The following is a 15,132-nucleotide window of genomic DNA, read 5'->3' on the forward strand; positions in this document are numbered from 1 at the left end:
CCCCCCCCCCCCCGGGGGGGCCCCCCCCCCCCCCCACGAAGGGCTGGCGAGATAACCTCACCAGGCCTTCGTGGCTCGTCGCTACCGCTCCTCGCACCTCAGGCAGCAGGGGCAGGTCGCCCGGCGGACTCCCCTCACACCTCAGGCAGCAGGTTGGGTTGCGTTCGGCAGCAGACAATTCCGCTGTCAGCGCGTCGGCGTCGGACCGACGGAGCAATCACCGTTGAGTCTCTTGCGGATCAGCTCAGCACTGATGAGGCACATCGGGAGACCGATGCCCGGTCGGGTGCTCGATCCCGCGTAGTACAACCCCTCGACCTTGCGTGAGCGGTTCGTCGAACGAAGGAATGCACTCTGTCGCAACGTATGTGCCGGACCGAGGGCGCCACCGCACCACGAGTTCACGTTGTCGACGAAGTCCGCGGGGCCGACTGTGCGTCGGACGACGATGCGGTCGGCGAGGTCGGGGACTCCGGACCACTGGGCGATCATGGCGATGGCACGGTCGGCGACCTTCTCGATGTCGGGGTCGCCGGCCCCGTCCATGCCGCCGTGTCCGAGGCCGGGATCAGCCGGGACCGGGACGAGGACGAAGACGTTCTCGTGACCGTTCGGGGCCACCGAGTAGTCGGTCGCCGACGGCTTGCACACGTACAGCGACGCCGGATCGGGTACCCGCGTGGGTGATTCGAAGATGGCGTCGAAGTTCGTCTTCCAGTCCTCGGTGAAATACAGCGAGTGGTGGGCGAGCTCGGGCAGCTCACCGCGGACGCCGAGGTAGGCCAGAACCGCACCGGGACCCGAAGTAGCGCGTTCCCAGTAGCGCTCCGGGAAGGTCTGCAGCTCACCCGGAAGGAGCTTGGTCTCGAGGTGATGGAGATCGGCCGCGCCGACGACGATGTCGGCGGGCAGCTCTCGCGTGGCCCCGTCGGCGGTCTGGACGCGAACGCCGACCACCTCGGCGCGGCGGCGAAGTCGACGACCCGACCGTTCCCGGGTGAGCACGGAGGTCGCGGCCGTACCGGTGCGGATGACCACACCGCGCTCGCGGGCGACGCGTTCGAGTGCGTCGACGAGAGTCGTGAAGCCGCCCTTGGGGTATCGGACGCCGTCGGCGAGGTCCATCCAGCTCATCAGGTGGTACATCGACGGTGTCCGCTCCGGCGACGAGCCGAGGAACACGGCCGGGTAGCCGAGCACCTGCTGCAGGCGTCGGTCGCTGAACTTCGACGAGATGAAGGACTGCAACGACCGGGTCAGCAGTTTCGCGAGCGTCGGCGCGTGCTTCAGCACGGGGAGACCCAGGAACGCGCGCGGAGAATCGAAGCTGGTGTAGAGGAACCGTTCGACGGCGAGGTCGTACGCCTGGCGTGCCGTCTGCAGGTAGGAGTCGAGGGCCGCCCCGGCGCCCGGTTCGATGTTCTCGAACACCTCGCGGTTGCGTTCGTAGTCGCCGAAGATGTCGATCGGGGCCTCGCCGGAACCGTTCTCCCCGAAGAACACTCGGTAACCGGGATCGAGCCGGACGAGATCGAGCTGCTCCTTGGTGGAGGTGCCCAACATCTCGAAGTAATGGTCGAAGACCTCCGGCATGAGCCACCACGACGGCCCGGTGTCGAACCGGAACCCGTCCTTGGTCCACAGCCCGGCACGGCCGCCGAGATCGTCGTTCTTCTCGATCACCTCGACGTGGTGTCCGTCGTGGGCGAGCAGTGCGGCAGTGGACAGGCCGGCGACACCGCCGCCGATGACGACGATTCGTTTGCGTGCGGTCATGCGCTCACTCCCCGTGCTGCACGCGGCATCCCGCGTCGGGCGACGGCGGCCGCCGCAATCTTGGCCTTGCCGGCGTTGGGAACCCGGACGCGTTGCCGTCTGGCCTCGGACGCCGAGGATTCCCGAAGTCGCGCAGTCAATTCCGCGAAGAGATCGTGCGCGGTGCAGACAGCGACACGGCTGCTGGACGGCAGGTACGGGATCGCCGTCGCGGCGGCGGTGAGGTCGAGATCGATGTCGTCGAGCCACAGCGACCACGCCGCGTCGTCCGGCTCCTCCGGGTTGAGACCGACCAGGTACCGACGACCCAATCCGTCACTGTCCTCGCCGAAGTCGCGCAGGAAGTTGATCTTCTGGAAGGCGGCACCGAGTCGACGCGCGCCGGGCGCGAGGTGGTCGTAGCGTGCCTCCGCCTTCGCCTCCTCGGCGAGGAACGCGCGCAGACACATCAACCCGACGACCTCGGCCGAGCCGTAGATGTAGGACGCGAGGCTCTCGAAGTCGTGCTCGACCTGGGTCAGGTCGGAGCGCATCGAGGCGAAGAACGGCGCCACCAGGTCCAGATCGATGCCGACCCGTCGTGCGGTCCGTGCGAAGGCGTGCACCACCAGGTTGCTGCTCGACCCGGTGATCATCGCCGCCGAGGTCTGCTCCTCGAGCTGATCGAGTTCGTTGCTGCGGTCGACGAGTCCCTGCTCGGGGCGCGGTGCGTCGACGATCTCGTCGGCGACGCGGACCAGCGCATAGATGTTGCGGACGTCGCGGCGGACGGCGGGGGCGAGTAGACGTGAGGCGAGTCCGAAGGAACTCGAATACGACTTGATCACCAGTGCCGCGCTCGCCTCGGCGACGGCGTCGTACCGCCGATGCGGCGGGACCAGCTCGGTATGACCGGGTAGATGCATCATCCGATGGCTCCTGCGGTGTGAAGTGGGGTTCGGTATGTCATGAATTCGACACCCGGACGGTGGTCGGATGGGTCACGACCACGGCGGGGTCGGCGGCGAGTCCGTGGGGGTCGGGGCCGGGCATCTGGCGAACCTGGTCGGCGAACCAGGGACTGACCGCCCAGGGGGTGCGCGACACGAGATCCCACACGTCCGGGACATCCGCCCATGCGTACTCGGCGACTTCGTCCGGGTTGGGCTCCAGCGAGCCCAGAGGCCGGGCGACGAACACCGGGCAGATCTCGTTCTCGACGATGCCGCTCGCGTCGACGGCCCGGTACCGGAAGTCGGGCAGGACGCACCGTACCTCGTCGACGTCGATGCCCAGCTCACGCTGCGCGTACCGGTGGACGGCGTCGACGACGGCCTCACCCGGCCGCGGATGACCGCAGAACGAGTTGGTCCACACGCCGGGCCAGCTGCGCTTGGACAGGGCGCGACGGGTCATGAGGATCCGGTTGTCGGCGTCGACCAGGTGGCACGAGAACGCGAAGTGCAGCGGTGTGTCGACGCCGTGCACGGCCTCGCGGTCGGCGGTGCCGCAGGGGCGGCCGTCGGCGTCGGCGAGAACCACCGAGTCGTTGATCATCAGTTCCTCATCAAAGTCGAGATCGTGGGTCGAGCCAGGTTCGCCCGTTGTTCGTCACCGAGGCCGTACCGGATTGGCCGGCCGGTCCCGGACGACGGAACCGCGGACGAGAGTCGACGCCCTCGCATCGATGGTAGGCAGTGCGGGTGGATCAGCCCTGGTCGCCGAACCCGGCAGCGCGCATCAGCGCACACCACGTGTCCACATATGCGTCCACATCGACGTCACCGACGAGTGACTGCTGTACGACGACGCCCTGCATCACCGACACCATCGGGAGCGCTAGATCTGCGGGTTCACCAGGCAGTTCGTGGCCGGCGTCGCGCCAGCGGACCAGGACACGCTCGAAGACCTTACGCAGGCCCAGGATGATCTCCCGGACGATCTCGCGCAGTTCGGGGTTGTTCGCCGCCTCGCCCCAGATGGTCACCACCATCCGGAAGTCGTCGGTGAGCGGTGCGATCTCGGCGACTACATGCGCAGCGAGCATCCGGATGGCGTCCTCGGGCGACGCCGGGGCTCCGTGACCGTCGACGAGGTCTCCGAGCCCTGACTCGTAGGCCTGGAACACCGACCGCGCGACCGCGGCGATCAACTGCTCTTTCGACGAGTAGTACGAGTACACCGCCCCGGCGCTCAGGCCCGACTCCCGGATCACGTCCGACATGGACGCCCGGTGGAACCCCTTCTCGACGAAGCAGCGACGTGCCGCATCGAGGATCTGCTGACTGCGCTCGAGCTTGCGTTCATCGCTGATCTTCGGCATTCGGTGAGTATAAAACGAATATTCGTTCTTGATTGGCGGCAAGGCCCGGCGCATACTTCTTAAAACGAGAGTTCGTTCTTTTTGGAGGCCGTGATGACCACGTACACCGAACCGTCCGACCGAGAGTTCGCGACCGAGGATCGGCCGCCCGAGCCGGCCCCTTCGCACGGACCGTCATGGCGCATCGTCGTCGCCCTGGTCCTGGCGATACCGATCGTGGTCAGCACGATCGCGGCCATGTTCGTCTCCCTGGCGGTGGACCCCGAGCCGCACGACGTCCCACTCGGCCTGGTCGCACCGGCACCCGCAGCGTCTGCCATCGAATCCGCCCTGGCTGACCGTGCAGGGGAGGACGCCTTCGCCGTCGAACAGTTCGCCGACCCCGCCGCTGCGCGGGAGGCCATCGAATCCCGGGACATCGTCGGCGCCATCGCCGTCGGCCCGCAGGGCATCACCGTCCTGACCGCCGAGGCCGGGTCACCGGCGCTCGCCCAGATCGTCGGCGGCGTCGGCACGGGCATCGCCACCGCGCAGTCGTTGCCGATCACCACCGAGTCCGTGGTCGCCCCGCCCGCCACCGATGCACGCGGAACCGGATTCGCCGCCGGCCTCCTGCCGCTGCTCATCGCCGGGATCGCCCTCGGTGCCGCGTCGGCGATCGCCCTTGCCGGTCGGGTGTGGATGCAGGCCACCGTCGCGTTGGTCGGCCCGTTGGTCACGGGCCTGGGGTTTGCTGCGGTTTGGTCGTGGCTCGGGGTCATCGACGGGCGCATGGTGCCGGTGGCCTTGGCACTCGCCCTGATGATCGGTGCGATCTCCTGGTTCACCGCCGGGGCAGGCGCCCTTCTCGGCGCGCCCGGCGTCGGCATCGCGGCGGTCCTGATGATGCTGATCTCCAACCCGCTGTCCGGGCTGGCGTCGTCGCCGTACCTGCTCCCGGCACCCTGGGGGAGCATCGGTCAGTGGCTGCCGACCGGCGCCGGCGGCACCCTCACCCGCTCGGTCGCCTACTTCCCCGACGCCGCGATCTCCGGGCCGCTGTGGATTCTGTTGGGCTGGATCGCCATCGGTGCGATCCTGCTCGCCGCCTCCGGGCTTCGGCGAAGCCGGGCCTGACTCGGTCGAAGCCGGGTCTGATTCGGTCGAGGCCGGGTCTGACCCGGGCGAGGCCGGGTCTGGGTCAGGAACGTCGGGATCAGGCGCGCAGTCCGCGCGTTTGCCGGAACACCGCAACGAACAACTGCAGAAGGCCGATCGTCGCCAGGATCGCACCGATTCCGGCGATGATCGCTGCCAGCGTCCGGGTACTGCCGTCGGACAGCCCGATCTGCCACGCGACCGTGGCCACGACCATCGCGATGAAGGCGAGGATCACCCGCGACGGCCGTTCCCAGACGGTGACGGTTCCGGGTCCTGTCATCCCGGCGGCCTGGGCGGTCGCCCGCGTGCCCTCCAGGAACAGCGTGAGCACGGCGAGCACCACTCCCGACCACGGTGGCGCACCGGCCATCACGACGATGCCCGCCAGGAAGATGTCCGACCATCGATCGGCCATCGTGTCGAGCACGCGTCCCCATTGCGTGGCCGCGCCGGTTTGGGCGGCGACGGCGCCGTCCACCCCGTCGAGGACGGCAGCGAGAAGGATCACCACGGCCGCGACCGCGAACCAGCCGCGTCCGGCGAAGGTCACCGCGAAGGCGATCGCGGTGACCGCGGCCCCGCAGACGGTGATCACGTTCGGGGTGATGCCCAGTCGTACAAGGGGTCGCGCGCAGGCGTTGCTGAGGAGCACCCACCGCTCGACCCAGAACGAGCCGCGGGGATCGATTCCGCCGTGCAACTGCGACCATGCGTCGAGCACCGCGTCCCGTTGCGTCTGGCGGGCCTGTCGTCGACCGGGCCGATGATCCGGTTCAGTCGACACGGTCGCCTCCGACGGTCCGGGCCAGTACCTGTCCGACGGCCCAGCCGACGATCACCAGGATGTGGAGCACGTAGAGCCACAGTCCGGCAGCCACCACGCCGCCGACGACGCGGAGGCCGCCGTAGGGGATCCCGACGTCGATCGGCAGGGACAGGAACAGCAGGAACCCCTGCGAGAAGCCCGCGATGAACGACGCCGTGCCCAGTGCGGTCATCGCCGAGACGAGCAGAGACGGACCGCCGGGTGTGACCTTCCAATAGACCCAGGTCAACGGGATCGTCAGGGTGAGCCAGACGGTGAGGAACTCGATCACCACTCGGGCTGCGAGATCCCCGACGCCGCCGGCGCCCCCGCCGTCCGGGGCGAGCGTGGTGATCGACGAACCCGCTGCGACCGCGACCATCGTCAGGGGCGGCACGAAGACGAACAACACCAGGATCGAGAGCCGGGAGCGCCATCCGGTGAAGCGATCCTTCTCCGGATGCATCATCAGGCAGGCGCGTCGAAGCCCTTCCCCGTAGAACGACGCGGGGAAGAGCAGGACGAGCGCACCCCAGCCGGTCAGTGCGATGCCGATCGACACCGCCTCGCCGAAGACGTCTCGTCCGCCCATCTCCGGAGGGATCAGGACCGCCAGCTCACGCCAGGTCGACTCCGCTGCCGCATCCCCGCGCAGCCACGTCGTCGACCAGATCGCGAGCAACACCCACGGGACCACGGCGATCGCGGCGTAATAGGTCAGGGTCGCCGCGGCCGCGGCGAGGTCGCCGCGCGCGAGGACGTCCTTGGTGCCGGACGCCGCCCGGCGTACCGCGGACAGCACCGTCCCCGGCGCGGAACGCGTCTGCGGGGTGGCGGAACTGAGGATCACGATGTCCGGTGTACCCGAAATTCGGCACGACTAGGCACGTCACGGGCGGAAGTGACCGACGACGCTCCGTCAGATCGAGGCGAAGAGCGCGACCGCCATCCCGATCATGATCACCGCGACGACGGCGTCGAGGATCTTCCACGCCCGCGGGCTGGCGAAGAAGTGAGACAGGCGCCGAGCACCTCCCCCGAGCGCGGTGAACCACAGGATGCTGGCCAGGCAGGCCCCGATGGCGAAGGCCCACTTGCCGTTTCCGTGACCGTTGGCGATCGCGCCCATGGTCAGGACGGTGTCGAGGTAGACGTGCGGGTTGAGCCAGGTGAGCGCCAGCGCCGTGCCCACCGCGACCCACCGGCCGGCCGATTCCGCCTCCTCGGCGTTCGCGGCGATGGCCTCGTTGCTGCGCAGGCATCGCTTCGCGGCAAGTAGCCCGAGCACAAGGACATAGAGGCCGCCGACGAGTTTGGCGACGGTGACCACTTGCGGATGCGCCGCGACGATCGCGCCGAGCCCGGCCACTCCCGCGACGATCAGCACGACGTCGGAGATCGCGCACACCGCCACGATCGCCCCCGTGTGCCGTCGCGCGACGCCCTGCCGGAGGACGAAGACGTTCTGCGGACCGATTGCGACGATCAGGCCCGCGCCGGTGAGCAGGCCGGCGATCGCGGGGAGGAGGTAACTGGACACCCGGTGAACGCTATGGGGCCTCGGCAGATCAGTACAGCGAATGTTTCTGATGAATCATTAGCTGTTCTTCATCTAGCCTGGTCGTATGGAAATCAGCCAGGAAGGCCTGCGGACGCTGGCCGCGGTCCTCCGGGAAGGCACCTTCGACGCCGCGGCCGCGTCGCTGCACATCACGCCGTCGGCGGTGAGCCAGCGGATCAAGGCGTTGGAGTCGGCGGTCGGGCGGGTGGTGCTGCGCCGGACCAAACCCGCATCGGCGACGCCGGACGGCGAGGTGCTGGTCCGCCTCGCCAGGCAATGGGAACTGCTGCTCGCCGAGACGCGCGCCGAGTTCGTCGGCGAACCCGATGACGACGACACACCGGTGATCTCCCGCCCCCGCGTGCATCTGCCGATCGCGACGAACGCGGACTCGCTCGCGACCTGGCTGCTCCCGGTGCTCGCGCGGTTCCACCGTGAGCACGCGGTCGCCGTCGAGGTCTTCCGCGACGACGAGACCCGTAGCAGCGCCCTGCTGAAGTCGGGTGACGCGCTCGCCGCGGTGACGTCGGAACCCATCGCCATCCGGGGTTGCACCCTGCAGTCCCTCGGCAGCATGCGGTATCTGCCGGTCGCGACACCGGAATTCATCAATACCTGGCTACCCGACGGTCTCGACGCCGAGGCCCTGGCGAGAGCCCCGATGGTCCAGTTCGACCGCAACGACCACATCCAACTGGACATGGTCGCGGCCCTGGCCGGACGCGCGGTCGACCCACCGGCGGCCTACATCCCGGCCTCCACCGAGTACCACCGCGCGGTGTCGCTCGGAATCGGTTGGGGCGCAGTGCCCGTCGTCCAGATCCGGGAGGCACTCGACGACGGCCGGGTGCAGCTGATCGCCGACCACCACCTCGACGTCCCGCTGTACTGGCAATACTGGAAGCTCAGTTCTCCTCTGCTGCAACAGCTCACGAACCTGGTGGTCGCCGGGGCCGCGGAGGTGCTCCGCTGACCGTGCCGGAGGGTCAGTCGTTCACCGACACCAGCGTCGGCGGCGTCTCGTCGACAAGCGGGTTCTCGATCTCGTCGCGCCACATGCGGGCCGCGAAGTAGAACGCCCACGCGATGGGAACCGGCAGGAGACCGGCCAGGACGAACGTGGCGGTCAACCCGATCGCCGACGAGACCGGGGCGGCGATCGCCATCGACACCGGCATCAGTGCGACCGACACGAAGAAATCGAGGCTCGCGATCCGGCCGAGCAGCGCCGGCGGTACACGGCGTTGCAGCAGCGTTCCCCACAGCACCATCGGGCCGTCGAACATCACGCCCATCCCGACACCGGCGGCGACGAACATCCAGGTCGCGTCGGCGACACCCATCAGGACGAGTGGCACGCTCGAGAACGACCAGATGCCGAACATGACGGTCAGATACCGCCGCGGCATCGGCAGGGATGCGAACACCAGGGATGTCGCGGCCGCGCCCACGCCGAATCCGGCGAGCACCCACGCGTGCTGGGAGGCGCCACCGTCGATGCGCTCACGCAACGCGAAGGGCACGAGCACCTCGATCGGACCCATCGTCGCCAGCACCAGGACGCAGGCGAAGAACAGCGTTCCCCACAGCCACGGCGTACGGATCATGTAGACGAAACCCTCGACGAGGTCGACGACGACACCGCCGCGGGCGCTCGTGCGTGCGCCCTCGACGAGGTCGACGACGACACCGCCGCGGGCGCTCGTGCGTGCGACCTCGCCCTCGGAGGTCTCCGGTTCGCCGAGGCGTCGTGCGGTGACCGGGGTCATCACCAGGTAGCAGACCCCGGAGGCGATGGACGCGATGGCGGCCAGCACGACCGCCTGGCCCGGCGCGGTGGCACCAATGACCGCACCGGCGACCATCGGACCGACGGCCTGGAACACCACCGGACGGAAGAAGCCCTCGATGCCGTTCGCCGCCTGCAGCTCCGACGCGGAGACCACTCCGGGCAGCAGTGCCGAGTACGCCGGGTAGTACATGCCCATCGTGACGCCGGCGAGCAGCGAGGCCACCACGACCATCCAGAGGTCGAGGACCTCGAACACCGAGGCAGCACCCACCGCACCGAAGGCCGCCATCTTGGTGACCTCGAGACCGATCATGATGTGGCGCTGCGAGATCCGGTCAGCGAGTACACCGCCGACAAGCGTCGACAGGAGCATCCCGACCGCCGCCGTCCCCGTCGCCAAGGAGACCTGACCGGGTCCACCGCCAAGGGCGATGACCTGCCAGATCACCGCGACGGTCCAGATCCCGTCGCCGAACATCGCCAGGATCAGACCCGACGCCAACAGCCGATACTGCCGTCGCGCCAGGGGCTTCAGGGCGCGCGGCAAACGGGTGTCGACAGTGGTGCTCACCCTTCGAGCTTGCCGGACGCCGCCGGTCTCAGGCCAGCGAATTTCGTCGGGAGAGCAAGATCAGCTGGCCTTGCGGGAGGCCTTCTTGGCAGGTGCCTTCTTCGTGGTGCTCTTGCCGGAATCGGAACTCGAGCCGCTCTTCGACGCCGTCTTCTTGGCGGTCGTCTTCTTCGCTGCGGTCTTCTTCGCAGGCACCTTCTTGGCCGCCTTCTTCGCCGGGGCCTTCTTCGCGGTGGACTTCCCCCCGTCCGAAGCGTCGTCGGAGGAGCCACGATCCTTCACCGAGGCACGCAGCGCGGCAAGCAGATCGGCGACCTCGGAGTCCTCGTCCTCGGGCTTCTCCTCGTCGGACTCCGGGAACGCCTCACTGCCCTCGGCCTTCGCCTCGATCAGTTTGGACAGTTCCTCCTGGTACCGGTCCTCGAATTCGGACGGGTCGTAGTCGGAAGCCATCGATTCGATCAGCGAGGCCGCCATCTTCAGTTCCTGATCGCGGATCTCGGTGTCCTCGTCGAGGAAGCCGAAGTCGGGCTTGCGAACCTCGTCCGGCCACAGGAGGGTCTGCAGCGTCATCACGCCGTCGACGACGCGCAGCGCCGCCACCCGCGTCCGATTGCGCAGGGTGAACGTCGCGATGGCCAGGCGATCGGTCTCCTCGAGGGCCTTTGCCAGCAACACGTAGGCCTTGGGCGACTTCGACGACGGCTCCAGGTAGTACGGCTTGTCGAAGTAGATCGGGTCGACCTGTTCGGCCGGCACGAACTCGAGGATCGAGATTTCCGGGCTCTTCTGGACGGGCAGCGTGGCCAGGTCGTCCTTCGTCAGGATCACCGTCTCGCCCGATTCCGACTCGTAGGCATTGGCGATGTCGGAGTAGTCGACCTCGGTGTCGGTTCCCTCGCGCACGCGGCGGTAGCGGATGCGGGTGCCGTCGGAGGAGTCGACCTGATACGACTTCCGGTCGTGACTCTCCGTCGCGGAATAGACCTTGACCGGTACGTTCACCAGGCCAAAGCTGAGATCGCCCTTCCAGATCGAGCGCATGTGGAACATTGTGCCAGGCATTTGCACGCGACGTCGTCAACCGGGCGCAACACGGCGGGGCCGACATCCCGCGTCGATCAACCTGCCTCGGGGCATCGGGTGTGGACAATGGGGGGATGGCAGGCGGAGAGAACCTGGAGGTCGACGGCCGCCGGATCTCGATCACCAATCTCTCCAAGGTGCTCTATCCGGCGACCGGGACCCGGAAGTACGACGTCATCGACTATTACTCGCGTATCGCCGATGTCATGCTGCCGCATCTGCGGCATCGCATCGTCACCCGCAAACGCTGGCCCAACGGTGTCGAGTCGACGCCGTTCTTCGAGAAGGACATGCCCGACAGCGCACCCGACTGGGTCCGCCGGTACGGAATCCAGCACAGCGAGCGGGTCATCGAATACGCGCTGGCCGAGGATCGCGCCACGCTTGTGTGGCTGGCCCAGATGGCGGCACTGGAGATCCACGTCCCGCAATGGCGACTACCGATCGGCCCCGACGGCGAGCGCATGGCCAACCGAATCGTCTTCGACCTCGACCCCGGCCCGAATGTCCCCCTCCACGAGACCGCAGGCGTGGCCGTGGAGATCCGGAACTGGCTGGGCGGCACCACCACCTACCCGGTGACCAGCGGCGGCAAGGGCATCCACATCTACGCCCGACTGCCCAAACCGGTGAGCTCCGAGGCCGCGCGGAAGGTCGCGCGCGAGGTGGCCAACGAGTTCGCCCGGCAGAACAGCGATTTCATCACCGCCAACATGTCCAAGAAGATCCGTGACGACAAGGTCTTCATCGACTGGAGCCAGAACAACGCCTCCAAGACCACGTTGTCGCCGTACTCGTTGCGCGGACGCGAGCAGCCGTGGGTCGCGGCGCCCCGCACCTGGGACGAGATCGAGGACCCGAAGATCGCCCAGTTGCTCTACACCGAGGTCCTCGACCGCGTCGCCGACGTCGGCGATCTCCTCGAGGGTCTCGACGCCCCGTACGACGACGAACCGGAATTCGACGCCCACGAACACGACACCGAGAACGCCGTGGACGAGGACCTCGATCCGGACACCTTGCGGGAGAACATCACCTCCGGCGACGGTCCCGCGCCCGACGAGCGCCCCACCGAGGAGTCGCAGCCGGGGCAGATCATCAACCTCCGTGAGTACCGTCGTAAACGGGACGAGTCCAAGACGCCGGAACCGTTCGGCGACGAGAACCATCGACAGCGCCTCCGCGAATCCGGCGAGGAGGCCGGCACCGAATCCGAAACCGGCCCGCGCGAACCGATCTTCGTCATCCAGGAACACCACGCGCGGCGCCTGCACTACGACTTCCGCCTCGAACACGACGGGGTGCTGGTCTCGTGGGCCGTCCCGAAGAACCTGCCCACCGATCCGGACCAGAACCGGCTCGCGGTCCAGACCGAGGACCATCCGATGGACTACGCCGACTTCGAGGGTGACATCCCGGCCGGAGAGTACGGCGGCGGGCACGTATCGATCTGGGACAAGGGCACTTTCGAACTGGAGAAGTGGCGGGACAAAGAAGTCATCGTCCGCCTGCACGGCGAGAAGGTGCAGGGTCGTTACGCCCTGATCCGCACCGGTGACAAGAACTGGCTCGCCCACCTGATGACCGACGAGCCGCGCCCCATCGTCCCCGACAGTCTCAGCGATCCGCGTCCGATGCTCGCGACCGACGACCCGATCGACAAGCTGAACGAACGGGACTGGGCGTTCGAGGGCAAGTGGGACGGTTATCGGCTCCTGGTCCGGTCGATCGGCGGCGAATTCCGGCTCACGTCCCGGTCGGGGATCGACATGACGAAGGACTTCCCCGAATTCGCGGGCATCGCCGACGATCTCGGGCTGATGGACGTCGTCCTCGACGGCGAGGCGGTGGCCATCGACTCCACCGGCCGGACGAACTTCACACTGTTCACGTCGCGGAAGCACACCGAGGAGCCGTACACGCTCAAACTACACCTGTTCGACATCCTCTATCTCAACGGGACGTCGTTGCTGCGTAAACCGTGGTCCGTACGACGCGAACTGCTCGAGGAACTCGCGCCGGCATTTCGCCGGTCGCCGTATGTCGATGTGCCGCCGCTCCTTCCGACGCCGGCGAGTGCGGCGATCGAGTACAGCCGCGAACACAACCTGGAAGGCGTCGTCGCCAAGCGACGCGACTCGGTGTACCAGCAGGGTCGACGCACCACCAAGTGGCTGAAACACAAGAACTGGAGCGACATCGAGGTGGTGGTCGGCGGTTACCGGCCCGGACGCGGCAACCGGTCGCACACCATCGGGTCGCTGTTGCTCGGGCTGCCCGAGGAGACCGGACTCCGCTACGTGGGTCGCGTCGGCACCGGGTTCACCGATGCGCAATTGCGGGCGCTCGCCGAGGAACTCGGACCGCTGGAGATCTCGCGGTCGCCGTTCCTGGACAAGCTCGACCGCCCCATCGCGTCGAGCGCGGTCTGGGTGCTGCCCAAGATCGTCGGCGAGGTGCGCTTCATGGACTGGACCACCGCGGGCCACCTTCGACACCCGAGCTGGCGGGGCATCCGCCGGGACAAACTACCCGGAGACCTCTGATGACGAATCCCGCCGAAGCACACTCGGACAAGCTCGACCGCTCCGTGATCGTGACCGGTCTCGTGATCGTGTCGGGGATGATCATGGTGGTTCTCGACACCACCATCGTCAACGTCGCCCTGGAGTCGTTGAGCACCGAACTCGACGCCTCGTTGTCGACGACGCAGTGGGTGGTCACCGGGTACCTCCTCGCGGTCGCCCTGGTCATCCCGCTCACCGGCTGGGCGATGGACCGGTTCGGTCCCAAACCGACCTGGATCACCGCGGTGACGCTGTTCGTACTGGGGTCTGCCCTCTGCGCGGCGGCGTGGTCGATCGAGACCCTGATCGTGTTCCGCATCCTGCAGGGGCTCGGCGGCGGCATGCTCCTGCCTGCGGGGCAGGCCATCATCACCCGCGCCGCCGGCCCCGACCGACTCGGGCGGGCGATGGTCATCCTCGGCGTCCCCATGCTCCTCGGCCCCGTACTGGGACCGGTGATCGGCGGTCTGCTCGTCGAGTACACGAGCTGGCACTGGATCTTCCTGGTGAACGTGCCCGTCGGCCTGGTCGCGGTCGCACTCGCGGTGTGGAAACTGCCGTTCGGCGACAAGGCCCCCGACCGTGACCGCCTCGACCTACTCGGCCTCGCCGTGCTCTCCGGCAGCCTGGTCTCCCTGCTCTACGGTCTGTCGCGCGCGAGCTCCCATGGCGGCTTCGGCGAGGTCGATGTCCTCGCCTGGCTCATCGTCGGTGCCGTTGGCCTGGGGCTCTACACCTGGCACAGCCTGCGCAAGGGCAAGGACTCGATCGTCGACGTCCGACTCCTCACCAACAGGGTCTTCGCCGCGGGCACCGTCTCGGTCTTCCTGGTCGCGATCGGACTCTTCGGCGGGATGCTGCTCCTCCCGCTCTACTACCAGACCGTGCGCGGCGAAGGTGCGCTGAATGCGGGCCTGTTGCTCGCCCCACAGGGACTCGGCGCGATCGTGGCGATGGTGATCGGCGGCCGGATCACCGACCGCATCGGCGCCGGTTACGTGGTGCCCGTCGGCGTCGTGCTGGCGATGATCGGTACCTATCCCTTCACCCACGTCGGGGTCGACAGCTCCTACCTGTGGCTGAGCATCGCCCTGTTCGTCCGCGGGATGGGCCTCGGCTCGGTGATGATGCCGACCATCTCGGCTGCCTACAGCGATCTGAGCAAGGAGGTCGTGACCCGCGCGGCCCCCACCCTCTCGGCGATCCAGCAGGTCGGCGCGTCGCTGGGTAGCGCACTTCTGGTCACGGCGCTGACGCAACGCCTCACCCACGAGTCGAGCACCCACGGGCTCCCGTCCTCGGGCGGCGGCACCGATCAGATCGGTTCCGTCCCACCGGAAGCCATGCCTGTCATCGGTCCGCTGCTGGCGGACGCGTTCGGTTATGCCTTCTGGGTCGCGTTCGCACTCACGGCGGTGATCTTCGTTCCCGCGATGTTCCTGCCGCGACATCGATCCCGGGGCGCGGAGACGGCACCGGCGCCGCCGGCCGGGATCTGACGGCGTCGACGGACACCCCTGACCAGCAGCCCA

At 67.8% G+C, this 15,132-nt stretch carries 13 protein-coding genes; 4 read left to right on the plus strand and 9 right to left on the minus strand.

Features of this window, described 5'->3' with window-relative positions; all coding sequences use genetic code 11:
• Positions 1–186 precede the first annotated feature (186 nt).
• The 4 genes from crtI to M1L58_RS19260 form a co-directional block, all read right to left on the minus strand.
• Entirely contained in the window at positions 187–1,776 is a 1,590-nt protein-coding gene (crtI, locus tag M1L58_RS19245; protein WP_248660105.1) for a phytoene desaturase family protein, read from the minus strand.
• Positions 1,773–2,684 (minus strand): phytoene/squalene synthase family protein, encoded by a 912-nt coding sequence (locus M1L58_RS19250; protein ID WP_248660106.1) that lies wholly within the window; start codon positions 2,682–2,684, stop codon positions 1,773–1,775. Before M1L58_RS19250 ends, crtI begins: the two co-directional genes overlap by 4 nt.
• A 37-nt stretch (positions 2,685–2,721) precedes the next feature.
• Positions 2,722–3,312, minus strand: a complete 591-nt coding sequence (gene idi, locus M1L58_RS19255) for an isopentenyl-diphosphate Delta-isomerase (protein WP_006868710.1) — start codon at positions 3,310–3,312, stop codon at positions 2,722–2,724.
• Between the two features lie 151 nt (positions 3,313–3,463).
• The gene (locus tag M1L58_RS19260; RefSeq protein ID WP_248660107.1) at positions 3,464–4,078 is read right to left on the minus strand and encodes a TetR/AcrR family transcriptional regulator; all 615 of its coding nucleotides are present in this window, start codon (positions 4,076–4,078) and stop codon (positions 3,464–3,466) included.
• A 93-nt stretch (positions 4,079–4,171) separates the two neighbouring features.
• On the opposite strand from M1L58_RS19260, the gene M1L58_RS19265 reads away from it, so the two are divergent.
• The gene (locus tag M1L58_RS19265) at positions 4,172–5,194 is read left to right on the plus strand and encodes an ABC transporter permease (protein ID WP_248660108.1); all 1,023 of its coding nucleotides are present in this window, start codon (positions 4,172–4,174) and stop codon (positions 5,192–5,194) included.
• 79 nt (positions 5,195–5,273) lie between these two features.
• Here the strand turns inward: M1L58_RS19265 and M1L58_RS19270 are convergent, their stop codons facing one another.
• The 3 genes from M1L58_RS19270 to M1L58_RS19280 form a co-directional block, all read right to left on the minus strand.
• Positions 5,274–5,939, minus strand: coding sequence for a CDP-alcohol phosphatidyltransferase family protein (locus M1L58_RS19270; RefSeq protein WP_308221829.1), 666 nt, complete (start codon positions 5,937–5,939; stop codon positions 5,274–5,276).
• Between the two features lie 52 nt (positions 5,940–5,991).
• Positions 5,992–6,873 carry a YhjD/YihY/BrkB family envelope integrity protein gene (locus M1L58_RS19275; protein ID WP_248660110.1) on the minus strand — a complete coding sequence of 294 codons (882 nt, stop codon included), beginning with the start codon at positions 6,871–6,873 and terminating at the stop codon, positions 5,992–5,994.
• A 69-nt stretch (positions 6,874–6,942) separates the two neighbouring features.
• A complete protein-coding gene (locus tag M1L58_RS19280; protein ID WP_154884006.1) occupies positions 6,943–7,563 on the minus strand; it encodes a LysE/ArgO family amino acid transporter in 621 nt (206 codons plus the stop codon).
• Between the two features lie 85 nt (positions 7,564–7,648).
• Between M1L58_RS19280 and M1L58_RS19285 the strand changes: the two genes are divergently transcribed.
• The gene (locus M1L58_RS19285) at positions 7,649–8,557 is read left to right on the plus strand and encodes a LysR family transcriptional regulator ArgP (protein ID WP_248660111.1); all 909 of its coding nucleotides are present in this window, start codon (positions 7,649–7,651) and stop codon (positions 8,555–8,557) included.
• A gap of 13 nt (positions 8,558–8,570) precedes the next feature.
• Here M1L58_RS19285 and M1L58_RS19290 read toward each other — a convergent pair whose 3' ends face one another.
• On the minus strand, positions 8,571–9,947 hold the full coding sequence (locus M1L58_RS19290; protein WP_248660112.1) for an MFS transporter: 1,377 nt from the start codon (positions 9,945–9,947) through the stop codon (positions 8,571–8,573).
• 60 nt (positions 9,948–10,007) lie between these two features.
• On the minus strand, positions 10,008–10,991 hold the full coding sequence (gene ku, locus M1L58_RS19295) for a non-homologous end joining protein Ku (protein ID WP_441316554.1): 984 nt from the start codon (positions 10,989–10,991) through the stop codon (positions 10,008–10,010).
• 116 nt (positions 10,992–11,107) lie between these two features.
• Between ku and M1L58_RS19300 the strand changes: the two genes are divergently transcribed.
• Together M1L58_RS19300 and M1L58_RS19305 are read left to right on the plus strand one after the other, a co-directional pair.
• Positions 11,108–13,579 carry an ATP-dependent DNA ligase gene (locus M1L58_RS19300; RefSeq protein WP_248660113.1) on the plus strand — a complete coding sequence of 824 codons (2,472 nt, stop codon included), beginning with the start codon at positions 11,108–11,110 and terminating at the stop codon, positions 13,577–13,579.
• Positions 13,579–15,099, plus strand: coding sequence for a DHA2 family efflux MFS transporter permease subunit (locus tag M1L58_RS19305; RefSeq protein WP_248660114.1), 1,521 nt, complete (start codon positions 13,579–13,581; stop codon positions 15,097–15,099). The genes M1L58_RS19300 and M1L58_RS19305 overlap by 1 nt, the downstream gene beginning before the upstream one ends.
• The last annotated feature ends 33 nt before the right edge of the window (positions 15,100–15,132 follow it).

Origin of the sequence: Gordonia sp. C13, from assembly GCF_023218005.1 — a bacterium.
Lineage (GTDB): Bacteria > Actinomycetota > Actinomycetes > Mycobacteriales > Mycobacteriaceae > Gordonia > Gordonia namibiensis.